At 45.6% G+C, this 25,450-nt stretch carries 19 protein-coding genes and 1 pseudogene; 12 read left to right on the forward strand and 8 right to left on the reverse strand.

Annotated elements, in window-relative coordinates:
* Window positions 1-97: 97 nt before the first annotated feature.
* The 3 genes and pseudogenes from norR to RH85_RS03580 all read right to left on the reverse strand — a co-directional run bounded on the left by norR (window position 98) and on the right by RH85_RS03580 (window position 5,120).
* Window positions 98-1,644 (reverse strand): annotated as a pseudogene (norR, locus tag RH85_RS03570) (nitric oxide reductase transcriptional regulator NorR).
* A gap of 164 nt (window positions 1,645-1,808) precedes the next feature.
* Window positions 1,809-2,978 (reverse strand): DUF1887 family protein, encoded by a 1,170-nt coding sequence (locus tag RH85_RS03575; protein WP_006710832.1) that lies wholly within the window; start codon window positions 2,976-2,978, stop codon window positions 1,809-1,811.
* Between the two features lie 150 nt (window positions 2,979-3,128).
* Window positions 3,129-5,120, reverse strand: a complete 1,992-nt coding sequence (locus tag RH85_RS03580; protein WP_006710833.1) for a methyl-accepting chemotaxis protein — start codon at window positions 5,118-5,120, stop codon at window positions 3,129-3,131.
* Window positions 5,121-5,341: 221 nt separating this feature from the next.
* Here RH85_RS03580 and hinT point away from each other — a divergent pair, with 221 nt between their 5' ends.
* From hinT to RH85_RS03615, 7 genes are all read left to right on the forward strand, one after another.
* Window positions 5,342-5,692: a purine nucleoside phosphoramidase gene (gene hinT, locus RH85_RS03585; RefSeq protein WP_006710834.1), complete on the forward strand. Its 351-nt coding sequence runs from the start codon at window positions 5,342-5,344 to the stop codon at window positions 5,690-5,692.
* Between the two features lie 60 nt (window positions 5,693-5,752).
* Window positions 5,753-7,156, forward strand: coding sequence for a COG3014 family protein (locus RH85_RS03590; protein ID WP_039948498.1), 1,404 nt, complete (start codon window positions 5,753-5,755; stop codon window positions 7,154-7,156).
* Window positions 7,156-7,545, forward strand: a complete 390-nt coding sequence (locus RH85_RS03595; RefSeq protein WP_006710836.1) for a YcfL family putative periplasmic lipoprotein — start codon at window positions 7,156-7,158, stop codon at window positions 7,543-7,545. Before RH85_RS03590 ends, RH85_RS03595 begins: the two co-directional genes overlap by 1 nt.
* Before the next feature lie 63 nt (window positions 7,546-7,608).
* Window positions 7,609-8,199 (forward strand): penicillin-binding protein activator LpoB, encoded by a 591-nt coding sequence (gene lpoB, locus RH85_RS03600; RefSeq protein ID WP_006710837.1) that lies wholly within the window; start codon window positions 7,609-7,611, stop codon window positions 8,197-8,199.
* 46 nt (window positions 8,200-8,245) lie between these two features.
* Entirely contained in the window at window positions 8,246-9,097 is an 852-nt protein-coding gene (locus RH85_RS03605; protein ID WP_006710838.1) for a phosphotransferase, read from the forward strand.
* Window positions 9,098-9,263: 166 nt separating this feature from the next.
* Window positions 9,264-9,803: an alpha/beta hydrolase YcfP gene (ycfP, locus tag RH85_RS03610; protein ID WP_006710839.1), complete on the forward strand. Its 540-nt coding sequence runs from the start codon at window positions 9,264-9,266 to the stop codon at window positions 9,801-9,803.
* Between the two features lie 434 nt (window positions 9,804-10,237).
* Complete coding sequence (locus RH85_RS03615) at window positions 10,238-11,527, forward strand: NAD(P)/FAD-dependent oxidoreductase (RefSeq protein WP_006710840.1); 1,290 nt, start codon at window positions 10,238-10,240, stop codon at window positions 11,525-11,527.
* Window positions 11,528-11,661: 134 nt separating this feature from the next.
* Here RH85_RS03615 and RH85_RS03620 read toward each other — a convergent pair whose 3' ends face one another.
* From RH85_RS03620 to RH85_RS03635, 4 genes are all read right to left on the reverse strand, one after another.
* The gene (locus tag RH85_RS03620) at window positions 11,662-12,201 is read right to left on the reverse strand and encodes a GNAT family N-acetyltransferase (protein ID WP_006710841.1); all 540 of its coding nucleotides are present in this window, start codon (window positions 12,199-12,201) and stop codon (window positions 11,662-11,664) included.
* 245 nt (window positions 12,202-12,446) lie between these two features.
* Window positions 12,447-13,214 (reverse strand): peptidoglycan binding protein CsiV, encoded by a 768-nt coding sequence (locus RH85_RS03625; RefSeq protein ID WP_006710842.1) that lies wholly within the window; start codon window positions 13,212-13,214, stop codon window positions 12,447-12,449.
* Window positions 13,215-13,249: 35 nt separating this feature from the next.
* Window positions 13,250-16,714, reverse strand: coding sequence for a transcription-repair coupling factor (gene mfd, locus RH85_RS03630; protein ID WP_006710843.1), 3,465 nt, complete (start codon window positions 16,712-16,714; stop codon window positions 13,250-13,252).
* Window positions 16,715-16,723: 9 nt separating this feature from the next.
* On the reverse strand, window positions 16,724-17,290 hold the full coding sequence (locus RH85_RS03635; RefSeq protein ID WP_006710844.1) for a hypothetical protein: 567 nt from the start codon (window positions 17,288-17,290) through the stop codon (window positions 16,724-16,726).
* A 176-nt stretch (window positions 17,291-17,466) separates the two neighbouring features.
* Here RH85_RS03635 and lolC point away from each other — a divergent pair, with 176 nt between their 5' ends.
* The 3 genes from lolC to lolE are packed head-to-tail and all read left to right on the forward strand — an operon-like array spanning window position 17,467 to window position 20,598.
* Window positions 17,467-18,675: a lipoprotein-releasing ABC transporter permease subunit LolC gene (gene lolC, locus RH85_RS03640; RefSeq protein ID WP_039948503.1), complete on the forward strand. Its 1,209-nt coding sequence runs from the start codon at window positions 17,467-17,469 to the stop codon at window positions 18,673-18,675.
* Complete coding sequence (gene lolD, locus RH85_RS03645) at window positions 18,668-19,354, forward strand: lipoprotein-releasing ABC transporter ATP-binding protein LolD (RefSeq protein WP_006710846.1); 687 nt, start codon at window positions 18,668-18,670, stop codon at window positions 19,352-19,354. Before lolC ends, lolD begins: the two co-directional genes overlap by 8 nt.
* Window positions 19,354-20,598, forward strand: a complete 1,245-nt coding sequence (lolE, locus tag RH85_RS03650) for a lipoprotein-releasing ABC transporter permease subunit LolE (RefSeq protein WP_006710847.1) — start codon at window positions 19,354-19,356, stop codon at window positions 20,596-20,598. Before lolD ends, lolE begins: the two co-directional genes overlap by 1 nt.
* A 206-nt stretch (window positions 20,599-20,804) precedes the next feature.
* On the opposite strand, the gene RH85_RS03655 is transcribed toward lolE, so the two are convergent.
* On the reverse strand, window positions 20,805-21,332 hold the full coding sequence (locus tag RH85_RS03655) for a DUF2062 domain-containing protein (RefSeq protein WP_006710848.1): 528 nt from the start codon (window positions 21,330-21,332) through the stop codon (window positions 20,805-20,807).
* Between the two features lie 83 nt (window positions 21,333-21,415).
* Here RH85_RS03655 and RH85_RS03660 point away from each other — a divergent pair, with 83 nt between their 5' ends.
* The gene (locus RH85_RS03660; RefSeq protein ID WP_160162452.1) at window positions 21,416-23,665 is read left to right on the forward strand and encodes a DNA internalization-related competence protein ComEC/Rec2; all 2,250 of its coding nucleotides are present in this window, start codon (window positions 21,416-21,418) and stop codon (window positions 23,663-23,665) included.
* Between the two features lie 32 nt (window positions 23,666-23,697).
* The gene (gene msbA, locus RH85_RS03665; RefSeq protein WP_006710850.1) at window positions 23,698-25,449 is read left to right on the forward strand and encodes a lipid A ABC transporter ATP-binding protein/permease MsbA; all 1,752 of its coding nucleotides are present in this window, start codon (window positions 23,698-23,700) and stop codon (window positions 25,447-25,449) included.
* The last annotated feature ends 1 nt before the right edge of the window (window position 25,450 follow it).

Consider the following 25,450-nt stretch of genomic DNA (forward strand, 5'->3'; position numbering starts at 1 on the left):
CATTGATTTTATTGGGTAAATTTAATTTTTTGAATTGAGTTGTTGTAATAAAGACAACGGTAGTGATGTCTTTATTACAACGATGCGTGATGGATCGTTAGGATTTTATCGACAATTTTTTACCCATTCGGTACAAGTTGCCGCGATCCATCTGAAGAAAATCAGCCGCTTGTGACCAAGTGTTCGACGATTTGTTCAAGGCGTGTACAATTAAATCTTGTTGGTATTGCTCAACCAGCGCTCGCATTGGTTGGCTTTCAGTCGGAAAATAGCGCGATGTGTTTTTTACATCATTGTTCGCGTTTACACCAAATTGGCTTTTTAATTCGTCAAAATGGTCGAGTTGAATAGTGGTTTGATCTTGCTGAATCGCATGCAAGGCCGCGCGTGTTAAGCAGTGTTCAAGCTGGCGTATATTGCCTGGCCAACCCTGATTTTCTAGCACTTGCAGTGCCTTAGGGTGAACATGTAGGTTCGGAGCATTAAATTGCAAACGCACTTTTTCCAACAGGTAACCGGCGAGTACCGCAATGTCGCCCTCACGTGTACGAAGTGGGGGAACGTGAATTGGAAAAACGTTGAGGCGATGATAGAGATCAGCGCGAAAGCGACCCTGTTCAACTTCGTCTTCTAAATGACGATTAGTGGCTGCAATAATGCGGACGTTGACGGTTAAGTGCTGATCACTCCCCACCCGTTGTAGCTCTCCTTGTTGAATCACACGTAATAATTTAGCCTGCAAGATCAAAGGTAGTTCACCGATCTCATCGAGGAAAATTGTCCCGCCATCGGCCAATTCAAACTTACCGGAACGATGGCTGTTGGCGCCGGTGAATGCCCCTTTTATATGACCAAACAATTCACTCTCGGCCAAACCTTCAGGCAATGCTGCACAGTTGACGTAAATCATCGGTTTATCTGCGCGGTGAGATTGCGCGCAACCAACTCTTTGCCTGTACCAGTTTCACCACTAATAAGCACGGCAAAATCCGATTGTGCGACGGTTGCGATATTGGTTTTCAAGCGCTCAAACTGCGGGCTAAGGCCGATCATCTCGCCTTGCTGAGAACGAGCTTGGTGGATCAGCGTTTGGGTTACGCTTCTATGTTTACGGTTTTGCGCTTTGAGGCTATTAAACTGGGCGATATTACGCAAAGTCGCCGCGGTTAATGCAGCAAAGGTCGCCACTTCCACCGGGTCTAAATGATCGAATGCACCTACCGCGAGCGCATCCATGGTTAACACGCCAACCAATTGGCCTTCGACGTATAGGCTGCAGCCTAAACAGTCATGCACATCAATGGTTTGCTCTTCAGTAAGCAATACTCCATCAAAGGGATCGGGCAGTGAGCAGTTGGCATCAAACCGCACCGGTTCGCGGCTATGTATAATTTGTTCAAGGCGGGGATGCGCTGTCGGATAGAAGCGACGGCCTAAAATTGCAGCAGAAAGCCCTTTGACGGCCACTGGGGTGAGAAATCCTTGTTCATCGAGAATGAACAATGCCGCAGCATCACAAGGAAAGACGGTACTCACGCCCTCGACAAGGTGTTGGTATTGCTCTTCGCTGGTTAAGTTAGAGCTCAAGTTTAACGCAATATTGAGTAAGGTCTGTGAAAACGCTGAAGCGGGTAGAGAAGACATAGCGGTGCTCAAATAAGGTGATGCGCTTATGCTAGCGTTGTGATGTCAAAAGTACATCGCCCTAATGTTAGGGATGGCGTACGTTTGATTTTGATCAAACAAAAAAGCCTCGATACAATCGAGGCTATTAGTTAAGTTGCATAAAGCACGTTATGGTAATCGCGTTAACAATCAGAGCAGTCTTCAGAACCGCCGGCCTCAATGAACCATTGCTTGAGGTAGGTTTTAAGATCTTTAAGTTCTTCAGGGCCGATGAGGGCCAAACCAAGATCTTCAGCGCGGGTGATATCGTTATAACGTAACGGGCGGAAGCTGACTAACATGGCGCGAGCTTGTAGGCCGCCCAGTAGATCACGCAATGACTCCAATTTGTACAAGGTGTCATCACCATCATCACGCATGCCTTTGGTTTTGCATTCGATGATGTGTAGCTTGTTGTTCACTACGGAAGCGACATCCAGTTCATTTCGGACTTCACGCTCACCGAGTTGGCGATAAACTTGAACGTTTAGCGAATGGTCTTGGATGCTAGGCATATCTTGTTGAATTTGACGTACCGTGCTGTGTACCAACGTTTCCAGCCACTCACCGTTGGAGAAGCGACGCGCTTCCTCACTAGCGAAGGTCAAAATACCATCTTGATAAGTTGCAATATCGGCTTCGACCAAATCGCTGAGTAGCATATTGAGTTCCCGATACCCTTGTTGTTTATCGGATAGCTCAACACTGAGGCGCTGCTCTTTACGACAGGTTGTCGCTAGATAGTTTAATGTCGCAAGGCCTGGGCCTAATTCTAATGCGTTACTCGCCCAGCGTTCGCCCAGTTCATACAACTTTTGATCGAGCTGAGGAGGGAGGTCATGATCATTGAATTCCCCACGCGCACCGAAGATGGTGAGGTAGTCATCAATAGTGATGCGGTCTTCAACTTGCGTATCGTCTTTGCCTTCTGGATAAAGCCAGCATAGACGGTCACTGTTTGGCTCGACGACAAAAATTGGCCAATGCAAACTGCGGAATACTTCATACACAGAGAGCAAGCGATGACGAAGGCCGCAACTTGCATTGAGTTTGACTTCTTCACCACGAGATTTTAGGTCAGAGGCAAGCTGGCAAACTGCTTGTTTGATCTTGGCGACGTTGGCTACATTAGGTATTTCAAAAAATTCTGAGCTGATGTTACGTTTAGCCAGCACGCTATGAAGACGGTGATAAATCTCTTCTTGAGCTCTCACACCAATAAATACGATGTGCTGACTGATAGTACGATTATCGAGTAGTGGCGTGACTAGTCGAATTGGGTCCTGGTCAATAATGCCAACATGAACGGCCATAGTTGTTCCTCATGTTTGGCTTGCGAAACGGAAGGTGAATATGGGTAAATCAGCAAGCCTTCTTACCATATAATGTTGGACGTATAAAAAAACAAGGGCGATTAATCAAATTAATCGCCCTTGTTCAATTATTTAGCCAAAAATTTACAATCAAACCTTAAATCGATGCACCAACTCTCCTTGCTGGTTGGCCAATTGGGTCAAGTTGCTGCTGGTGCTGGCAATCTCAGCCATTGCACGATAGCTTGAATCAGCGATGCCATTAATTTCTTCAATGCTCAATGCTATTTCTGCTGCGGTTTGGTTCTGTTCAACGGCCGCACTGGAAATATGAGCACTCATTTGGCTGATTTCCATGATCAGTGATTGAATCTCTTCCATCGCGCTATTGGCATTGGAAGCTTGGTCTACTGATAAGGTCATGTCGTCCATACAGCTTTGAATCACACTGTTGGCTGAGGTTGAGCTGCTTTGCAGTGCACTGATCATGTTTTCAATCTCAGAGGTAGATTCAGTAGTACGCTGTGCCAGTACGCGCACTTCATCTGCGACCACTGCAAAGCCACGACCTTGTTCTCCGGCGCGAGCCGCCTCAATCGCTGCATTCAATGCCAGTAGATTGGTTTGTTCCGCGATGTTACGAATGACATCGAGGATAGAGCCAATTTTACTGCTCATATTTTGTAGCTCTTTCACCGCATCAACCGACTCATTTAAGCGCGTTTCAAGCTGATTGATAGTAGTAATGTTGGTGCTCATGATTTGGCGACCTTGTTCAGAGGCCAATTCTACTTGTCCAACCATTTGTAGTGAGCTTTGAGCGCTTTGCGCCACTTCTTCAACCGAGTGCGACATTTGATTCATCGCGGTAGCCACACTTGCAGTTTGTTGACGCTGTTGATTCAACTGAGACTGTGTGCCTGATAACGTTTCTTGGTTGTTATTTGCAGTATGCGTTAGGTTGTCGGATGCGTCGTTTAAGCGCACCAAAATGTTGTGTAGGTTATCTGCCAAGTCATTAATGTGGCCGCTAACACGACTGAATTCATTGTTAAAACGGATTTCGATACGTTGGGTCATATCGCCGCCGCTTAGTGCTTCGAGTGTTTTTAGGATACGAGTCAGTGGGGTACGCACACTGTGGGCGATGTGATAGCCGATCCCTGCAGCCAATGCCACAACCACAAGGCAAAGGAAGATCGAACGGATTAAACCAGAATCGTAAACTTTCCCTGCTTCAACTAAAGATGCGTTCAAGCCATTTTGCGCCGTTTCACTGAACGAATGGAGCAGTGCCATTGATGTATCGACTTCTTTAGTCAGGTTGGCGATATTGTTGTAAAGCGCTTCGCGTGACAGTAGGTAGTTATTGTGTTGATCCAATACCCCACCTTTTTGACCAATGTCGATGGTGAATTGGTTTACAGGTCCGTCAAATTTCTCCTTTAGTGAAGGTAATTGAGTCAGTAAACCACGGTAGGAATAATTGAGGTGCGTAACAGCTTTTTTATTTTTCGCTACCGCTTCGGCAACAAATGTCGTGTCACTGCTGGCAAGCGCGTCTGAGGTGATCACCTCAGCATCTTTCAGTTTTTCGAAATAGCTTCTAGCCATCACTTTAACCGCGATCTTATCTTGGTCATCCACATACTCTTTCATGCCTGTGCTGAGTTCGGCATGAAGTCGCTGAAACTGGCGCGTTGATTGTTGCACTAACTCTTGTGCTTCAAACATATTGCGATAGTTATCCATCGCATCGGCGGCTTCCGCAAAATAACGCTGCTCCATTGCTTTTACTTGTTCGATGCGTTCGATAAGTTCAGGGCTATTGGCACTGGCTTGTTCAAGTTCGATCAATGTTTGGTCGTAATGGGCTTTGGCATCGACAAATTCTGAGCGGATGACATCCATGCGCTCGAAACTTTGCGTAGTCAAGTAGTCCTTGAAAAGTTTGTCAGCTGTCAGCAACGCTACGTTCGTACGATTAGACATTGAAACAAGCGGCAGAGATGTGTTGGTAACGCTAGCGAAATTCTGATGAATTTGTTCCATTCCACGCAATGCTAAAATTGTGGATACTGCGAACATCAGAATGATCAATGCAAAGCCAGCGTACATCCTTCTTATCACTGAACCTTTCATGGACCTCTCCTTATTGGGATAATTTATAGTGAAAATTATCAGACTTAGGACGAGTGTATTGATATCGAGACACACGTTTTATGACGCACAAGACAAAAAAAATTTTTTCGTAAAGAAATTTGAGTGCTTTTGGTTAAATGAACGTTGTTTTTTATTGTGATTTTGAGATGCATGACGCATACTCATCTGATTGTTTAGTTAAGCAAGTTTATGGAGCCAACATGGCCGAAGAGACCATTTTTAGCAAAATTATTCGCAAAGAAATCCCTGCAGATGTTGTTTACCAAGATGATTTGGTAACGGCATTTCGCGATATTAATCCTCGTGCACCCAAGCACATTCTGATCGTGCCAAATAAGCTTATCCCAACCGTGAATGATGTCGAAGTTGACGACGAAATGGCCATGGGTCGTATGTTCACGGTGGCAAAAAAGTTAGCAAAAGAAGAAGGCATTGACCAAGATGGCTACCGTCTCATTGTGAACTGTAATTCACATGGCGGCCAAGAGGTCTATCACATTCATATGCATTTAGTTGGTGGTTGTCCGCTAGGCCCACTTTTGATGAACTAAACTGCACTATATGTGGTCATAAAAGCACGACATTAACAGCGTGCTTTTTATTTCAATAAAATGGAGTACGAATTGAAGATAACTATTCGACTCATGCTGGTGTTAACCAGTTCTTTACTGCTCTCCGCTTGTGCCAACTTCTCCGCAGGCAATTTATTTAGCCACTACAGCGCGCAAAATGAAACCGTATACCAGGCGGTTAAGGCTGGCGATTACCTGCAAGCTAAAGACAATCTACCTGACGACATTGCAGGTGACATATTGGATAACTTTGAGAAGGGTCGAGTGTACCTACTCAATCAAGATTACCCACAAAGCCAATCTGCGTTAGAGCTAGGTGACAACGCCGTTAGAGCTGAACAGGACAAAGCGGTGATCTCTATTTCAGATACCGCCTCAAGCGTTGGCTCTTTAGCCGTCAATGACAATCTCAAAACCTACCAACCTGCTGATTATGAACTTGGCTTTCTCCATCTATACTTAGGTTTGAATTACGTCAAAGCCAATAAATTGGATGATGCGCTGGTGGAAATGCGTCGCGCAAATCAAGTACAAGAGCAAGCCAGAAAGGATAGGGAACGTGCACTAGAGTCGGCAGAAAAAGAGATGAAGTCGCAAGGTTTAACACCGAACCTTGGTAGCGTATTAGCCAAATACCCTGACGCAGGTAAGACACTTCAAGCGGTACAGAATGCCTATTTAATGTATTTATCCGCGTTATTGTATGAGGCGGATAATGACCTAAATAGTGCGTATGTTGATTATCGTCGCGCATTGGCAGTGATGCCCGATAACCGCGCGGTGATAGACAGCACGATGCGCGTCGCTAAGCGTTTGGGTATGAGTGATGACTTGCGTCAGCTTGAACAACGTTATGGTAAAGCACAAACCTTGGCCACCGGTAAGGCGAGAGTTATTGTTTTACAAGAGCAAGATGTGGTTGAAGCACTGCAAGGGTGGAAATTATCTTTACCCCTGTATGACAGTCGCGGGAATGGTGCATTGTATTCTTTAGCGTTGCCTTATTATCCGGAAAGTAATCAGTTTCGTTTTTCAGCGCCAAAGCTTAATCAACAAGGTCTGTCTCAAGATCTGTTAGCGGATGTTAACTTGATGGCTCAGCGTGATTTAAGTGAACGCATGCCAAGCATTGTGATTCGTCAGGCATTAAGAGTCGTGGCGAAAGATCAATTGCGTAAAGAAGCGGCGAATGGCGACGATGTCGGTAACTTAATTTTTAATGTCTGGAATACGCTTACTGAGCAGCCGGACACTCGTAGCTGGCAGACTTTGCCTGCAGCCATTTATAGCAGCTCGACGGTAGTGAATGCTGGAGAGCAGCGACTTGATATTAATGGACAGACATACAACTTCGATGCGCCTCAGGGGCAAACGGTGTTGGTGTGGCTGTCTCGTCAAGGCAACAATGCCACCTTGTGGCATAAGCAACTAGGAAGATTGTAATGAAGAAATTCGTTTTAGTGGTCTTATCAATGTTTGCCATTGTAGCTTGTAGTACCAATACATCGGGTCTGCGTATCAATGGTGATTCGCAGACGGTGTTGTTTGCTGATTCATCTATGTCTCGGAGTATAAGTGTTGATGACATTACCACGAGAGTCGTTGATGGGCATACTCAGGGCATTGTCAGCGTCACCAACAACCTAAGCAGCGATCTCGATTTGTTGTATCGTTTTTATTGGTACGATGATCAGGGCCTTGAAGTGAACACCAAGGTAAGCAACTGGCGACGTTTGATTGTTCGTGGTGCAGAAACACGCTCTATTTCTGAGGTGTCAGTCAATCCATCGGCAACCCAATTTCGAGTACAAATTAGAAGAAACAACGATTAATACCAAGTGATCATTTAAGTTGATTAGCTTTGGTTACATTGAACAATATTTAAGGAAAGTCTCATGAAAAAAAGTGTCATTGCGCTGTTGGGTTTAGCGGTTGTTTTGGGCGGTTGTTCAAATCAAGTTAGCTATGGTGATGCTCAAGCAGTAGAAACAACTACCATCGATTTCGGCTCTACCGATTTGCAAACTATCGCAGGGGAAATGGTTGATAGCATGCTGAACTCGGGTTCTGTTGCAGCGATTACTCGTGATTCACGTCCTATTGTTTTCGTTGAGCGCATCAAGAATAAAACCAGTGAGCATATTGATACTGAATCCATTACCGACAGTATCAGCACTAAACTGCTTAACTCAGGCAAGTTCCGTTTTGTTGATATGGATCGTGTCGAAGCGGTTCGTGATCAGCTGAACTTCCAAAACAATGACGAATTAGTGAATCAAAGTAATGCGATTCAATTTGGTAAAATGGTTGGGGCGCAATACATGTTGTACGGCAACCTATCAAGTATCGCTAAATCGGCAGGTAGCGACAAAGATGTGTATTACAAAATGACCATGCGTTTGATGGATCTTGAATCAGGCCTTATCGAATGGGCTGATGAAACCGAAATTCGCAAACAAGAATCTAAAAGCTTTTTAGGCTTGTAACGTAATTTTTAAGTACCATTATTATTACTAGAGCAAGGAACGACGTATGGCGCGAATGTCATGGAATGAAGCTTGTCAGCTCGATAGCTCTTTGCTGTCGTTAGATCGTTTCTTTGCTCTGCCCCCTGAGTATGGGCAAACCCTGACAGGGGGCTTAACGAACCGATGTTGGAAAGTGGTAGAAAGTAGTGGTAAAGCCTATGTATGGCGCCCCAATACACATATCACCAAGGCATTTTCAATTTCGCGCTTTCAGGAATATCAAATACTGACTTCAATCGAAGCCTCTGGTATCGGTCCAAGCCCAATTCATATTAATGATCAAGGTTTGCTGGTTGAGTGGCTTGAAGGTCAAGCGTTAACGGATTCGCTCAGTTTTGAGCAACTGCTGGATGCGCTTGTCGCTGTTCACTCTCTGCCAACCACTCGTATTCCTGTTGCACCATTTAGTTTCACTGCGCGTGTTGACCACTATTGGATGCAACTCAAAGCTGAGCTTAAGTCTGAGCCGTATCAGGCGATTTATCGTGATTGGCGTAATGCTCCTAGTTTGGCGGATGTTGGTCAAACGCTTTGTCATTTTGATTTGGCCGGTTACAACATGGTCGATACCGAGCAAGGCGCTAAAATTATTGATTGGGAATATGCAACGATTGGTGATCCGCGTTTGGACCTTACCTTGAGTATTGATGTTGCCGAGATTGATGAAATGGAAGCGATTCAGCGTTATTGTCAGTTGCGCCAACTTGATGGTATTGATGATTGGGTTGAAGGCGTGAGAGCTTGGCGACCGCGTGCAACCATGATGGCCATGCTTTGGTATTTACTTGCTTATCAACTTTGGGGAGATGAGCATTACTTACAGCAGGCTGAGCAGTTAAAACAGCAGTTTGGTTAAGTCTGTTTTGTTGCTGAGATCACTGTTTCGCTGCAGGCAAGCAAGAATCTGATCACTTGCGCTTTAAAACCTTAGCTTTCGTGTTAGATTAAATTAAGTTTGTTGCATTTTAGTGGGCTTTTCGTGAGCTAGCGTTTAAACAAACTGATTAGAATAAGGAAATAACATGATCATCTATTTACATGGCTTCGACTCTACCAGCCCTGGTAACCACGAAAAAGTTCTTCAATTGCAGTTTATTGATGATGATGTTCGTTTCATCAATTACAGCACTCTTCATCCTAAGCATGATATGCAGCATCTATTAAAAGAAGTGCATAAAGTGATTGAGCAGTCGGACGATAAAAATCCTATCATCTGTGGCGTAGGCCTTGGTGGATTTTGGTCAGAGCGTATTGGTTTCTTGTGTGGCATCAAACAGGTTGTTTTCAACCCTAACCTGCACCCAGAGCGCACGATGCAGGGACGAATTGATCGACCTGAAGAGTATGAAGATATTGCGACTAAATGTGTGCAAGAATTCCGCGTTAAAAATAGCAAGCGTTGCTTAGTGATTTTGTCTCGCGAAGATGAAATCCATAATAACCAAGTCACAGCGAAAGAGTTGGAAGGGTATTACGATGTTATTTGGGACGAAAAACAAGCGCACAAATTCAGTAAGATTTCCCAACACTTGCAAGCAATGAAGGCCTTTAAAGAAGGCTAATTCTTCCGCTATACCAAGTTTGACTTAAATGAAACGACGTTGAACCAACGTCGTTTTTGTTTCTATCGTGACTGTCTCGGCAACGAGAACGATTCAAGTTAAGCACCTCGTTACATAAAACCATACAGATTATAGTGAGTTTTTCTCATTCTCTGGTTGCGCAGTCCGTTTTGCTCTATATAATGAGTAAAATAAAATTTATTTGATAAATATCAAAAAAAATTGAGAGCGAGTGAAAAAACTTGCCCAATATTGCTGGTTGAGACATGTTTTTCGTCCGACAAGCACCTGACTGATACAGTCTTTCAATCCAAATACGTGTTTCAATAAGTGAAACCTCTATCGCAGCGTAAGCGCGAGCTAAAAATATTTCCTCAGTTTGCAGTGCGAGCTGACTCAATTTCTTAGTTTTTTAATTTTAGAGGATAGTTGCTGTGACACGAATTATCGTAGTAGGTGGTGGCGCAGGCGGTTTAGAGCTTGCGACCAAACTAGGTCGTACTCTTGGTCGCAAGGGTCGTGCTAACATTACTTTGGTTGACCGTAAGGCGAGCCATTTATGGAAACCACTGTTACACGAAGTGGCGACCGGTTCACTTGATGAAGGTGTTGATGCACTGAGCTACCGTGCTCATGCAAAAAATCACCATTTTGATTTCCAACTCGGTAGTCTGCAAAACATCGATCGTGAACGTAAGGTGATCATCCTTTCTGAACTGAAAGATGAGCAAGGCGAGTTGTTGATGCCAAGCCGTGAACTTGAGTACGATTTGTTGGTACTTGCGATTGGCTCTACATCAAATGATTTCAACACGCCGGGTGTACGCGAAAACTGTATCTTCCTAGACAGCCCTGAGCAAGCGCACCGCTTCCGCACCAATATGAACAATGAATTCCTAAAGCTGCATGCCAAAAATGGCCAAGGCACGGTGGATATTGCGATTGTTGGCGCAGGTGCAACGGGTGTTGAATTGTCGGCTGAGCTACATAATGCAGTGAAAGAGCTACGTACATACGGCTTTGGCGATCTAGATTCAAGTAAACTGAATGTTAGCCTTGTTGAAGCGGGTGAGCGTATTCTACCTGCGCTACCACCACGCATTTCAGGCGCAGCACACCAAGAGCTAACTAAGCTAGGTGTTAATGTGCGCACTGCGACCATGGTAACGCAAGCGGATAAAGATGGTTTAACGACCAAAGATGGTGAAAAAATCCACGCACAAATTATGGTGTGGGCTGCGGGTATTAAAGCGCCAGATTTCATGAAAGAAATTGGTGGACTTGAAAGTAACCGTATTAACCAACTTGTCGTAAAAGATACCTTGCAAACCACACGTGATGACAACATTTTTGTTATTGGTGATTTGGCGCAATGTACTCAGCCTGATGGTTCATTTGTACCGCCTCGCGCGCAAGCTGCTCACCAAATGGCGAGCCGTGCGTTTAGTAACATTGTTGCGAAGCTGACGGGTCGTGAGTTGAAGGCGTATGTTTACAAAGACAACGGCTCTCTTGTCTCTCTGAGTCGTTTCTCAACCGTAGGTAGCCTAATGGGTAACCTGACGAAGGGCTCAATGATGATTGAAGGTCGTATTGCGCGTGTTGTGTATATTTCACTTTACCGCATGCACCAAATGGCGCTACACGGTGTGTTTAAAACCGCACTGATTATCTTGATGGGTCGTATTAACCGCGTACTACGTCCGAACTTGAAGCTCCACTAAACGCTTGTTGAACAAGAGACATCACGATTATAAAAAGAGTGCCTTTGGCGCTCTTTTTTTGTTTCTGACGACGCATTGTTTTTCAGTAATGGTTTTAGTGTAACCATTACCATCATTGTGTTGGTCTGCGTTGGTTAGCTGGGGATAATAGAGTAAACCGCACCGCATTTAGGTTTGCCGTTGAAGATAAATCGATTGGCGGCGTAGGTTTCAAATTGTGCACCACATGCGAGTGCCAGTTTTTGGCTCGCAAGATTGTCTGGATCACATACTATTTCTAGGCGGGTCAGCTTTAAAATACCAAAACAAAACTCGATCAGGGCATCGAGAGCTTTATATCCATAGCCTTGCTGTTGGAATTCATCCGCAATCCAATACCCTAAACTGGCCATATTAAATGTTTGGTAGAACTCATTGATGGCAACCATGCCGACCAATGCATCATCACTTCGACGGAAGATACCAAAACCGTAGGCTTCGGATTTTACCCAGTTCAAACGGGTGGCTAATAGAAAATCTTCGGCTTCTTGATGGCTAAATTGTTGGTGACACCAATCAACCCAGTGGTGAAGGTTTGGTGAGCGAGCGATGAGTTGTTCAAGTTGGGCACTTTCTTCGTTATCAATTAAGCGTAAAGTGAATTCGGTGGTAATAATTTGGTAATCAGGACTCATAGATGGTCATCATCAACAGCAGTGATTGGTGAGTATATACCGAAATCAAATTGTGTGTTGTGAACCACCCATAGTTACCAAAGCGTTGATGAAAATGACCGTTGTTGGGAGGACATACAAAGATGCATGCTGACTTGTGTTTGTTGATGTTGTGATACTGGGTTTTGATGCGTGGTTATAAAATTGGCGTAAAAAAACGCCCTCGTTTAAAGAGGGCGTAGAGATGATTTTTTGAATACTGATGATCAGTTGACGCGACGAACTTGTATGATCATGCCAAGTAACGGGTGGTCAAGAAAGTGTGTTTCACTGCTGCGCATGCGACGCTTTTGATCCATACGATAACTTTTTAAGAACTCTTCAGTATGCACTGTTGGCGTAATTTCAGTCATCAAACCTGCTTGAACATTGCTCTCGGTGCTAAATGTCGCCGTTTCACCAATTTCAATTTCGCGATCTTGTAAGACGACTTTACGAACACTTGGCTCTTTCAAATCAAGTTCTACATCAGCATAGAGGTAATGCTCAACATAGATCTGCAATTTACCGTCTAGTTCATACAGTGGTTTGGGAATCGACTGTTCAGTAACACCATCAATAACCGACTCGTTGATGGAGCCAATTGGTGAACCGTCGGGATTAAATTGGCCCGAATAGTCTCTTCCGCCCGTAATATGGAATACAGGGGCTGATAAACGACCTTTATCACCTTGGCGCCAAGCTTTATGCATAAGCACTTGAAAACCGGCGTGGTTACGCAGTTTTTGTGCTTGTGCATCGAGCTTGTAATTGGCGCGTGAAAGCATTTGTACGCCTTTACGAGCACGGTAGTTGGTATCGCCAAAACTACCAACTTTGTCCATAGTGATTTGTGGCAAAGTGTTTGGCCACGATTCGGTAACTTTCTCTGCATCCACTGCGCGTTTAAATATGATCACTTCGACATCAAATTGTCGCTGCGCCAAGCTTGGCGTAGCCACAAAGAAGAGAAGCAGTGCGATCAGCTTTTTCATCACAACTCCGTATTTGGGTAGCGTTACCCAAAAATCTAATCTTGTTTTGGTAATAAATTTTGCTGGAATTCTGCCAGCATGTCAGTAACAAATTGAATTCTTTGCCGTCTATCCACTAATGATACAATAAACTTGAACTTAGTTGGTCCTTCCATTGCGAATTTCTGTGGCTGAGATTGTAACAGTCTAACCAAATACATCGGATTAATGTCAGCATCAGGATAGAACTCAATATATCCGCCCTTGTCATGAGCTTCAATTTTCTTCACTTTTAATTTCGCTGCAGAGAGTTTGAGCTCTGAAACGGAAAGTAGATTTTTGGCGGCATCTGGCAACAAACCAAAGCGGTCAATAAGCTCTACTTTTAAGTTATTCAACTCATCATTATCAGCCACGCTGGCAATCTGTTTGTACATCGACAGGCGTGTATTCACGTCTGGGATATAATCTTCAGGTAGCAGGGCAGGGATGCGCATCTCAACTTCAGTCTGCTCGCGTAATAGGTCGTCTAGCGATGGCTCTTTGCCTTCACGTAGCGCTTCTACGGCTTGCTCTAGCATTTCCATGTAAAGCGTAAAACCAACCGACTGAATTTGGCCACTTTGCTCATCACCGAGTAATTCACCCGCACCACGAATTTCTAAATCGTGGGTTGCCAGAGTAAAGCCAGCCCCCAAGTCTTCCAATGAAGCAATCGCATCAAGGCGCTTGATTGCGTCTTTGGTCATCGCCTTAGGATGAGGCGTGAGTAAATAGGCATACGCTTGGTGGTGTGAACGTCCTACACGACCGCGCAATTGGTGCAACTGCGCCAAACCAAGGTTGTCCGCGCGATCCATAATGATGGTGTTGGCGGTTGGTACATCAATACCTGTTTCGATAATGGTAGTACATACCAGTAAGTTAAAGCGTTGGTGATAGAAATCATTCATCACTTTTTCAAGTTCGCGCTCGCGCATTTGCCCATGAGCGACAGTGATTCGTGCTTCTGGTACTAGCTTTTCGAGATCTGCGGCTACTTTATCAATGGTTTCAACCTGATTGTGCAGGAAGTAGATTTGGCCACCACGCATGATTTCACGCAAGATCGCTTCGCGGATCACGGTATCTTCACGTTCGCGGACAAATGTTTTGATCGCTAAACGACGCGCTGGTGGTGTGGCGATGATTGATAGATCACGCATACCACTCATGGCCATATTGAGCGTACGAGGAATAGGCGTTGCGGTTAAGGTCAGGATATCGACATCGGCACGCATCGCTTTCATCTTCTCTTTTTGGCGCACGCCAAAACGGTGTTCTTCATCGACAATTAATAGGCCGAGATCTTTGAATACGATGTCATTTGATAGCAGTTTATGAGTACCCACCACGAGATCGACCTTTCCATCGGCGATATCTTGCAACACCACTTTTTGCTCTTTAGCACTTTTAAAGCGCGATAGCACTTCGACGCGAATGGGTAAGTTGGCAAAACGGTCGCGGAAGTTTTCAAAGTGTTGCTGAGCAAGTAATGTCGTTGGTACCAGCACCGCGACTTGCTTACCGTTGTCGGTGGCGACAAACGCCGCGCGCATCGCCACTTCGGTTTTACCAAAGCCAACATCACCACACACTAAGCGGTCCATGGCTTTGGCTTGGCACATGTCTGACATCACCGCATTGATTGCCATGCTTTGGTCGTCGGTCTCCTCAAAGGGGAAACCGGCTTTAAAGGTGGCGTATTGGCCACGATCAAGCGCAAATTTGTAGCCGGGCTTGAGCTCGCGTTTCGCGTAAACATCGAGTAGTTCAGCCGCAACATCGCGTACTTTTTCAGCCGCTTTACGACGCGCTTTAGTCCACGCTTCTCCACCCAGTTTATGCAGCGGCGCGCTGTCTTCAGCACCGCCAGAATAGCGGCTAATTAGGTTCAGTGAGGCAACAGGAACATACAATTTGGCTTCATTTTGATACTCAAGCGTCACGTATTCAGTGATCATGCCGCCGGCTTCAAGTGTCTGTAGCCCGAGGTAGCGGCCAATGCCATGGTCAATGTGTACCACAGGTTGACCAGGTTTGAGTTCAGCAAGGTTGCGGATAACCGCATCGCTATTGGTCGCTTTGCGATCTTTGCGGCGGCGCTGAATAACGCGATCGCCCAGCAGGTCGCTTTCACAGATGAAAGCGATTTGATTGTCGCCATAGAGGAAACCGTGCTCAGCGGCACCGATAACGAGAGTAAACTTCTCTTTATGTGCCAGAGCCTCACAGAAGCTGGCGCACTCAATAGGGCGCAGTTTGATGCGTTGCAGCAATTCTAACAGCGCTTCACGGCGACCTTCAGATTCAACCGAGAAGATAATTTTGCCGTTGTAACCTTCACTGAATTGACGCAGCGTGGCCATCGGCTCTTTATTTTGATGTTGCACGGTGAGTTCAGGCAGCGGGGCAATCTCTGGGTTTTGGCGGCCTTGCTTTCTTTTTACCGTATCAACGCTAAGCAGTGCTTGCGGCAATGCTTTGAATTGGGCGAATAACTCGTCCTTTTTCAGCCACAATTCATGGGGCGGAAGTAATGGGCGTAACGGGTCGACTTTGCGTTGGTCGTAGCGATAGTCCACGTCGGTGAGAAATTGATCGATAGCCGATTCAATATCGCCAACCGCAATTAACTGGCTGTTGTCGGGGATATAATCAAACAAGGTTTCGGTTTGTTCAAAGAACAGAGGTTGCCAATATTCGATACCCGCAGGCCAAGTGCCTTTGCTTACCTGCATGTAGACAGATTCAGGCTCGCGGCGCGCTTCAAAGCGTTGACGCCAACGAATGCGGAAATCTTCAATCGCACTTTCTGAGGTCGGAAATTCGTGCGCCGGCAGCAGGCGAATCTCGCTAACGTCAGTAATGGAACGTTGGTTCTCTGGATCAAAGGTGCGAATGGTATCAATTTCGTCATCAAAAAAATCGATGCGGTAAGGGTCGTTTGACCCCATCGGGAACAAATCAATGATTGAACCACGGCTAGCATACTCACCCGGGCCATAGACTTGATCGACATGGCGGTAACCAGATTTTTCTAACTGTAGACGCAGTTTTTCAAGTGAGAATAGATCACCGGTTTTTACCATTAATGTGTGCTGCATTAAGAAATCGCGTGGCGATTGGCGTTGCAGCAATGTATTAATCGGTACGATGGTGATGCCGTCACTTTGGGTCGGCAACTGATACAGTCTTGCGATACGGTCTGAGATGATTTCTTGGTGTGGTGAAAAATTATCGTATGGCAGGGTTTCCCAATCAGGGAATAAGCGCACGGAGTGGTCGGTAAACTGCTCCAACTCTTGTTGCAGTTTTAATGCGCTTTGTGGGTCAGGGGTTGCCAATAACGTGTGGCCTGAGTACTGTTCAGCCAACTCTGCAATGGCTAAAGCCAGTGCAGAGCCAGGTAGGTTGCCAACGAATTTTCTATCGCCAGCGCCTTGTGGATTCACAAGGTTAAGTAATGATGGTTTTGACATGTTGTTACGCTATTTTTCGCGGTTTAGAGAGCGCTGTCTCAGCAGCTTTTGTTGTTGGTAAAGGGCGGCCTTTATCAACAAATCCTGGTCTAAATCACGGAGTAGGTCGTACTTGACGGTAATGACATACTGCTGGTTCTCTTCCGTACATTGAGTCACGGAACCATAGCAATAAATGGCGGCAGCAGGATGGTCGAGAAACAGTTTTACTCGCAGCTTCTGACCGATGGTCAAAGCTTGTTCGGCTTGATAGCTAAACTGGCTTGCGCCAAAGGTAAGAGTTTGGTGACGTAGTGCTGGGTCATCTTGCTGCGATAACATAAAGGTTAGCAGAAGATTGAGTTTACTATTTTGTGTATCTAACAATTGAATGACGTGCTTAAAATCATTGCTCTTCAATTCGGCGCGCGCAGCATCATTGAGTTGGTCGAGAAAGCTAAATTCACTGGCTACCAGAAATGGCGCTGGAATTTCAGCCTCAAATTGGTCGAAGGTTGGATACGCCGCATTTTCTGCCAAGGCTTCGACATTGGCGATCATTTGGTAATGAACAGAGAAATATTCTTGGTCAGACATGCAACTTTTCCTTCTATTGATGTTCTGATTATCGTCATACACGGCAACTAATCAAGGTATGTCATTGTTATCGGCGACTTAATTACTAAATTTAACCGTGAAATGGCAATTTAAGGCTATCAGCCCTTTAAATTAACCGTTACAGTATTCGTCATTATTTGGCTTTGGTTTTTGTTATGTTTCATCCAGTGTCGACCTATATTGGATTGCGCTACTTACGTGGACGATCTGGTGATAGGTTTAGCCGTTTTGTTTCTTACATGTCGACTGCCGGCATCACGATTGGAGTGATGTCTCTTGTCACCGTACTTTCAGTCATGAATGGCTTTGAAGGTCAACTGAAAGGTCGCATCCTTGGTGTGCTACCACAGGCAATTATTTCCCACGATGACGGCAAAACGCCCCGCAGTGAAAGTGCGCCTGAATTTATTCAAGCGATGTCGAGTGCCGGCCATCCAGAGCCCATCGTGCAAAGCGAAGCGGTCATTCAAAGTGCAAAGAAATTGAGTGCAGGGTTGTTGATTGGTATTGAACCCGGTGAGCACGACCCGATTGAAGAGCATCTTATTGCTGGACGATTGTCAGAGCTAAAAGCGGGTAAATACCAAGTTTTCATCGGCAGTTCACTGGCGCGCTCTATGGATTTATCGCCAGGCGATAAAGTCCGTCTAATGGTCACCAGCGCCAGTCAGTTTACTCCTCTTGGCCGCATCCCTAGTCAACGTATTTTTACTGTTGCTGGTATTTATAACACCGGTTCTGACGTCGATGGGCAACTTATGTTAACCCATTTAGATGATGCTGCGCGTTTAATGCGCCTTAATAAAGATACAATGACCGGATGGCGTTTGTTCTTTAACGATCCGTTTGTTGTCAGTGATATGAGTAAACAACCGTTGCCAGATGGCTGGCAGTGGCAAGATTGGCGCGCGCAACGAGGAGAGTTATTCCAAGCGGTGCGCATGGAAAAGAATATGATGGGTCTGATGCTTGGCCTTATTGTCGGCGTCGCTGCATTTAACATTGTATCCGCGTTGATAATGGTGGTAATGGAGAAGCAATCGGAAGTGGCTATTTTGAAAACGCAAGGCATGACCGATCGCCAAGTGATGGCCATTTTTATGGTGCAAGGCGCGAGCAGCGGTGTAGTGGGTGCGGTGATAGGTGGCGTGTTAGGTGTTTTACTTTCGTCCAATTTGAATAGCTTACTGGAGAGTGCGGGCATTGCCTTGTTCTCATTCGGTGGCTCATTGCCAGTAGTGATTAATCCGCTGCAAATATTGGTTGTCGTTTCTTTGGCTGTGATGCTCAGCCTACTGGCAACATTGTTTCCTTCTTATCGAGCATCGTCTGTTAAACCTGCTGAGGCATTAAGATATGAGTGATTTACTACAGTGTCGTGATGTAACCAAGATTTATCATGAAGGGGCGCTGGAAACTCAAGTTTTGAAAGGCGTCAGCTTTGATTTGAAACGCGGCGAACTGGTCTCAATTATTGGTACTTCAGGTTCAGGTAAAAGTACACTTTTGCATGTATTGGGCGCTCTAGATGATACCAGTGCAGGACAGGTGACCTTTTTAGGGCAAGAGCTATCGAAACTCAGTTCTAACAAGCAAGCGAAGTTGCGAAATAAACACTTGGGCTTTGTTTATCAGTTTCACCATCTTTTAGCTGACTTTAGCGCGTTAGAAAACGTAGCAATGCCACTGCTAATTGGTGGTATGAAGGTGGTCGATGCAAAACAAAAAGCACTCGCGTTGTTAGAAAAAGTCGGTCTTTCACATCGTGTTGAACACCGTCCTTCGGAGCTTTCTGGTGGTGAGCGCCAGCGAGTGGCCATTGCGCGTGCGTTGGTGAATAGCCCAGACCTAGTGTTAGCGGATGAACCGACAGGTAATCTAGATCATAAAACCGCATTGGCAATTTATGACTTAATGCGTGAGCTTAATCGAGAGTCAGGCACGGCATTTTTAGTCGTCACCCATGATGGTGAATTGGCGGGTAAAATGGATCGCCAACTGCATATGAAAGATGGTTTGTTGGTTGATGTGGAGGGCGCGTAGTGTTCTCTTCACTATCTTTGTTCATTGGTCGTCGTTTTAGTCGCGCCAAACAGCGCAATAAAATGGTGTCGTTTATTTCACTTTCTTCGACCATCGGTATTGCAGTCGGTGTGGCGGTAATCATTATTGGCTTGTCGGCAATGAATGGTTTTGAACGCGAGTTGAAAGATCGTGTTTTGTCGGTGATTCCGCACGGTGAATTTGAAGGCGTGCACGGTTCGATTCAACATTGGCAGAACTTGCTCAAACAAGCGGAAAAACACCCGCAAATTGAGGCGACAGCTCCTTACGTCAAACTCACTGCATTGGCAGAGCGTGGCCAGCAACTGAAAGCGATCGAAGTGCGCGGTATTGATCCGGACAAAGAGTCTTTGGTCTCTAACTTAAGCCAGTTTATCGACCCTGCGAGTTGGCAGGCGTTTCAAGCTGGTCAGCAGCAAGTGATTCTTGGTCAAGGTGTTGCTGACTTATTAGATGCAAAGGTCGGTGATTACATTAGCTTGTTGATTCCTTCCTCCGGCAGCGCAAGTAAAGTGCAAACGCCAAAGCGGGTACGAGTTAAGGTGGCGGGGTTGCTTACGCTCAATGGCCAGATAGATCATAACCTTGCTTTGATTCCTCTCGCAGATGCCCAAAATTACGCCAAATTAGGCAGTGCTGTCAGTGGTGTTTCGGTGCGTGTGACCGAGGTGTTGGATACTCTACCGATCATTCGTGAAGTCGGTAATACTTTGAATGAAGTGGTCTACTTACGCTCTTGGCAGAGTAAATATGGCTACCTTTATCGCGATATTCAGCTAGTTCGTACCATTATGTATTTGGTGATGGTATTGGTGATTGGTGTGGCGAGCTTCAACATTGTCTCGACCTTGATGATGGCGGTGAAAGATCGCGCAGCAGAGATTGCGATTTTACGTACCATGGGGGCGACCGATGGCTTAGTAAAGCGTATTTTTGTTTGGCAGGGAGTATTCTCTGGCGTGCTCGGCAGTCTTTTTGGCAGTGTCGTCGGGGTATTGGTTGCGCTCAACCTCACGCCGATAATCAAAGGTCTTGAAGCTTTGATTGGCCACCAATTCCTCTCGGGAGATATCTATTTTGTTGATTTTTTACCATCTCAAGTGATGTCGAGTGATGTGCTGATGGTCTCGGGAACCGCCATTGTGTTGAGCTTACTCGCGACTTGGTATCCTGCTTCAAGAGCCAGTCAGCTCAATCCCGCTGCTGTGCTAAGTTCTAAATAACGGTTTTATGAACAATAATACCATTGTTGATTGAGTGAATGTAAAAACAAAAAAAGGACCGAAAGGTCCTTTTTTTATATCTGAATATGAGGCAGTATTTAAACGTTCAAAGCAAATCATCATACTCAAGCAACATAGCAATTTCTTGGTGTGATGATGTTTATTTAATATTGCGCTAAATTATTCGTTTGTCTTTGCGACAGAGTCTATCTTAGCTTTCGAGGTAAACGGAAGCGACGTTTCTGCCAGCTTCTAACCACTGAATAACGCCAAAGCCCTTTGATACCGAAATAACCAATCATTGCTGATGTGACACCACAAATCATGCAGCCGAGCAGGAATGGCGGCCCGATGGTGCTCATTTGGTGCAGGATGAATTCCCACGACAGTTCAAAGTGAAAGGGTTGCGGCGGTACATGCATAACCCAAGCGCCCAGCTTATAGGCAAAGTAAAACAATACCGGCATGGTAATCGGATTACTCACCCACACCAAGGCAACGGAAAGGGGAAGGTTAACTCCGCAGATAATGGCGAGTCCAGCCGACATAATCATTTGGCTTGGCAGCGGTACAAACGCCATAAACAAGCCAACAGCAAACGCACCGGCTGCTGAGCGGCGGTTAAGGCACCATAAATTTGGGTTATAAAGCACATTGCCAAAAACCTTTAATGCCTTCTGACGTTTGATCATCTCATGGTCAGGCATAAAGCGTTTTATGAATTTTCTTGGCATCGGAAATTATGTCTCTCTTTATTCATTATTGGACATTAGCGTCATTCGCTACCTTGATCATAACCACACCCATTTGGCCAAGTATGCCTGTGTGGGGTTGGTCAGTTCCTTGCCTAGTTTGGCTATTGCTTAGTTTCTATTGTAGAAGGCTTCGATGGGGCTGTGGAATTGCCTTGGCACTAATCGTGATTTTGACTAGTAGCAATTTGTTGCTCCATCAATCAAACACCCTGTTTCAAGCCGGTTCGAATATTATCATAAATGCTGAAGTTGACAGTCTTTTTAAGCCAATTAAGCATGGCTTTCAAGGGATAGCCTCGGTTAGATCAATCAATGGTGAAAGATTGAGCTACCTTTCTCGACCTAAAGTCTACTTAATCACCCCCAAAAATCTACAGCTAGGCGATCGGATAACCGCTCAAGTGAGAATTAAACCGGTTGTCGGCGTGCTCAATGAAGTGGGTTTTGACCGAGAGAAATACGCCGTAAGCCAAAGCGTCACAGGGGCGGCATCAATAAACACTAAGCACTCCTATTTCATTCAAAGCACCGCGTCGTTACGACAATTTTTATTTAACCGGATGTTTCAGGCCTCTAAATCTTTTAGTAGCCAAGGTTTGTTGTTGGCATTGAGCTTCGGTGAGCGAGGATATATTCCATCCAGTCAATGGCACGCGTTACAACAAAGTGGGTTGAGTCATCTGATAGCCATTTCTGGCTTGCACGTGGGGATTGCGTTTTCAGTTGGTTGGCTAATTGGTTTCGCTTTACTGCGTGCTGGCGGTAAAAAAGTGTGGTTGCCGCTTATTTTCGGCGGCGCGGCCGCGTTAGGTTATGCTTGGTTGGCGGGATTTGCGATACCGACTCAGCGCGCATTAATGATGGTTGGCGTGTTGATGCTGCTTCAATTGACTCGTATTCATACCTCTTATCGCTTTACTTGGTTGCTGGTGGTGTGTGTATTGTTGCTTGGCGACCCTTTTGCCAGCTATGCCGCGAGTTTCTGGCTCTCGATTAGTGCGGTGGCGATTATCTTTCTGTTCCTCTCTTGTCGATTGCAGATACGCTCAGGGCTGCTTAAAGCGATATTCATGCAGCTTTGCCTCGTGGTGGTGATGGCATTGCTTGTTGCATGGCTCTACTTGGGGTTGAGTCTTCATGCCTTTCTCTACAACCTTGTTTTTGTGCCGTGGTTCAGCTTTGTTGTCATTCCATTATTGCTGCTCTCAGTCGTATTGTCAGTGGTGGTTATTGCGGGGGCTCCTCTGCTAACACAGTGGCTAATCAACCTGGTTGATTGGTCTTTGATTCCGATGGACTTAGCTCTGTCGTTTAGTGATAGCTTGTGGTTTGAGCTTTCTAATCAGCAAGTATTATGGCTTATTGCTGCGCTGATGTTGTGCAGTCTAGGTTTCATCGTTTCTCGCCAAGCATGGTGCATTTTGCTATTGAGCGTCATTTTTACCTTGAGCACACGAACACAAAATCCTGAGTGGCGGATGGACTTGCTTGATGTTGGTCATGGGCTGGCGATAGTGATAGAGAAAAACCAGCACGCACTACTTTATGATACAGGTGCTGCTTGGCAGCGAGTGAATCGGGCTACGTCATTGGTCTCTAGCTCTCAGACGCGTGATACGCTCTTTTCTCAAGGTAGCTATGCGCAGCAACTGCTCATACCGTTGTTGACGGCGAGGGGGACAACCTTAGATGGTGTGTTGATCAGTCATTTTGATAATGATCATGCTGGTGGATTAGCGGCGATCGTTGATCGTTGGCCAGATGTCCGAATTTGGGCGAGCCAAAGCGCAGTTGCATCGCAACACAAGATCGAAGCGTGTATTGCTGGGAATAGTTGGCGCTGGCAGGGAATTGATATTGATGTGCTCTGGCCTCCGCAACTTGCCTCTCGCGCTTATAATCCACATTCATGCGTGGTGCGTTTATATGACAGTGAGCATGACCATTCAATTTTGTTAACGGGCGATATTGAAGCGGTTGCGGAGTGGATGTTATTACGACAATCCCCATCGTTGGCCAGTGACGTGATTATTGTTCCCCATCATGGCAGTAAAACCTCCTCTTCTTCGGCCTTTATTGCCAAGGTTTCACCGCAATTAGCGCTATCTTCGTCAGCGTTCCAAGGGCGGTGGCTGTTGCCGAGTCCTGCGGTAAAGGCGCGCTACCTGGATGCTGAAGCGAATTGGTTTGATACCGGCAGTTCAGGGCAGATATCACTCTATTATCGCGGCAAAAATCGCCGCTTGGTGGCATTGCGTTCAAGCAAAGGGCTGGCATGGTATAGGCAGATGCTGCGTAAGCGAGTAGAATAGAAAGATTATTGTAAAAAGAATAAAGCACTTCTATGTCTCTAGATCAAGATGAAACAACGTGGCAAACCTTTCAACGTTTGTGGGCGTATATCCGTTTGTACAAGCTCGGTTTGTCAGCTGCGGTTGTAGCCTTAATCATCAACGCTGTCGCTGATACTTACATGGTTTCACTATTAAAGCCTTTGTTGGATGAGGGTTTTGGTAATGCTGAATCGAATTTTCTACGCACTTTACCTTTTATTATCTTTGGCATGATGATCGTCCGTGGTTTAAGTGGGTTTGTTTCTACTTACTGCCTAAGCTGGGTGTCGGGCAATGTTGTCATGCAAATGCGCCGCGCTATTTTTAGTCAGTTTATGCACATGCCTGTCGCGTACTTTGATAAAGAGTCGACCGGCGGCTTATTGTCTCGCATTACTTATGATTCGGAACAAGTTGCGGGTGCGACCAGCCGTGCTTTAGTCAGTATTGTCCGTGAAGGTGCAAGTATTATTGGTCTATTGACGCTGATGTTCTGGAACAGTTGGGAACTGTCATTAGTGCTTATTGTGGTGGCGCCAGTCGTTGCGTGGGCAATCAGCGTGGTTTCTAAGCGCTTTAGAAAAGTGTCGAAAAGCATGCAAGACACCATGGGCCATGTTACGTCGTCGGCTGAGCAAATGCTAAAAGGCCATAAAGTGGTGCTGAGCTACGGTGGACAAGAAGTGGAGCGTGAGCGCTTTGACTCGGTCAGCAACCGAATGCGTCAACAGTCGATGAAATTGGTTTCGGCGCAAGCAGTGGCTAACCCAGTGATTCAGTTGATTGCCTCAACCGCTTTGGTGACAGTACTATTTTTAGCCAGTGTTGATTCAATTCGTGAAACACTGACTCCAGGTACCTTTACGGTTATCTTTTCGGCGATGTTCGGTCTGATGCGTCCTTTGAAAGCGTTGACTAACGTTACTTCTGATTTCCAACGCGGTATGGCGGCAAGCCAAACCTTATTCGCCTTGATCGATTTAGACACCGAACAAGACAATGGTAAGTTTGAAAGCCAAAATGTTCGCGGTGACGTTGAAGTGAAAGACGTGACGTTTACTTATGGTGGTAAAGAAAAACCTGCACTATCAAACGTCTCGTTTACCATTCCACAAGGTAAGACTTTAGCTCTGGTCGGTCGTTCAGGCTCAGGTAAGAGTACTATCGCCAACTTGTTTAATCGTTTTTACGATGTTGATTCCGGCTCGATTAGCTTGGATGGCCATGATGTGCGTGATTACACGCTTAAAAATCTTCGTAGCCACTTTGCTTTGGTTTCACAAAACGTCCATTTGTTTAACGATACCATCGCCAATAACATTGCATATGCGGCAACTGAAAAATACACCCGTGAGCAGATCGAGCACGCAGCACGTTTAGCGCATGCGATGGATTTCATCGATAAGATGGATGCAGGGCTTGATACTGTGATTGGTGAAAACGGTGCGAGTTTGTCTGGTGGTCAACGTCAGCGTATTGCGATTGCCCGTGCGTTGCTGCGTGATGCACCGGTACTGATTCTTGATGAGGCGACTTCTGCGCTGGACACTGAATCTGAAAAAGCGATTCAAGCTGCACTGGATGAGCTACAAAAAGATAAAACCGTATTGGTGATTGCACACCGTCTTTCAACCATTGAGAAAGCCGATCAAATTTTGGTGGTGGATGAAGGTGAGATTGTCGAACGTGGTAGCCATCAAGAACTGATTGCGCTTAAAGATGGTGCGTATTCTCAATTACACCGTATTCAATTTGGTGGTTAAG

Origin of the sequence: Vibrio ichthyoenteri ATCC 700023, assembly GCF_000222605.1 — a bacterium.
In the GTDB taxonomy this organism is placed as follows: domain Bacteria; phylum Pseudomonadota; class Gammaproteobacteria; order Enterobacterales; family Vibrionaceae; genus Vibrio; species Vibrio ichthyoenteri.

Coding starts and splice junctions, on each gene's coding strand:
- lolD (WP_006710846.1), top strand. CDS start 18,668: ATGAGTGATTTACTACAGTGTCGTGATGTAACCAAGATTTATCATGAA.
- RH85_RS03625 (WP_006710842.1), bottom strand. CDS start 13,214: ATGAAAAAGCTGATCGCACTGCTTCTCTTCTTTGTGGCTACGCCAAGC.
- RH85_RS03660 (WP_160162452.1), top strand. CDS start 21,416: ATGCCTGTGTGGGGTTGGTCAGTTCCTTGCCTAGTTTGGCTATTGCTT.
- mfd (WP_006710843.1), bottom strand. CDS start 16,714: ATGTCAAAACCATCATTACTTAACCTTGTGAATCCACAAGGCGCTGGC.
- RH85_RS03620 (WP_006710841.1), bottom strand. CDS start 12,201: ATGAGTCCTGATTACCAAATTATTACCACCGAATTCACTTTACGCTTA.
- RH85_RS03580 (WP_006710833.1), bottom strand. CDS start 5,120: ATGAAAGGTTCAGTGATAAGAAGGATGTACGCTGGCTTTGCATTGATC.
- RH85_RS03605 (WP_006710838.1), top strand. CDS start 8,246: ATGGCGCGAATGTCATGGAATGAAGCTTGTCAGCTCGATAGCTCTTTG.
- ycfP (WP_006710839.1), top strand. CDS start 9,264: ATGATCATCTATTTACATGGCTTCGACTCTACCAGCCCTGGTAACCAC.
- lpoB (WP_006710837.1), top strand. CDS start 7,609: ATGAAAAAAAGTGTCATTGCGCTGTTGGGTTTAGCGGTTGTTTTGGGC.
- RH85_RS03575 (WP_006710832.1), bottom strand. CDS start 2,978: ATGGCCGTTCATGTTGGCATTATTGACCAGGACCCAATTCGACTAGTC.
- RH85_RS03635 (WP_006710844.1), bottom strand. CDS start 17,290: ATGTCTGACCAAGAATATTTCTCTGTTCATTACCAAATGATCGCCAAT.
- RH85_RS03595 (WP_006710836.1), top strand. CDS start 7,156: ATGAAGAAATTCGTTTTAGTGGTCTTATCAATGTTTGCCATTGTAGCT.
- msbA (WP_006710850.1), top strand. CDS start 23,698: ATGTCTCTAGATCAAGATGAAACAACGTGGCAAACCTTTCAACGTTTG.
- RH85_RS03590 (WP_039948498.1), top strand. CDS start 5,753: ATGGAGTACGAATTGAAGATAACTATTCGACTCATGCTGGTGTTAACC.
- RH85_RS03655 (WP_006710848.1), bottom strand. CDS start 21,332: ATGCCAAGAAAATTCATAAAACGCTTTATGCCTGACCATGAGATGATC.
- lolC (WP_039948503.1), top strand. CDS start 17,467: ATGTTTCATCCAGTGTCGACCTATATTGGATTGCGCTACTTACGTGGA.
- hinT (WP_006710834.1), top strand. CDS start 5,342: ATGGCCGAAGAGACCATTTTTAGCAAAATTATTCGCAAAGAAATCCCT.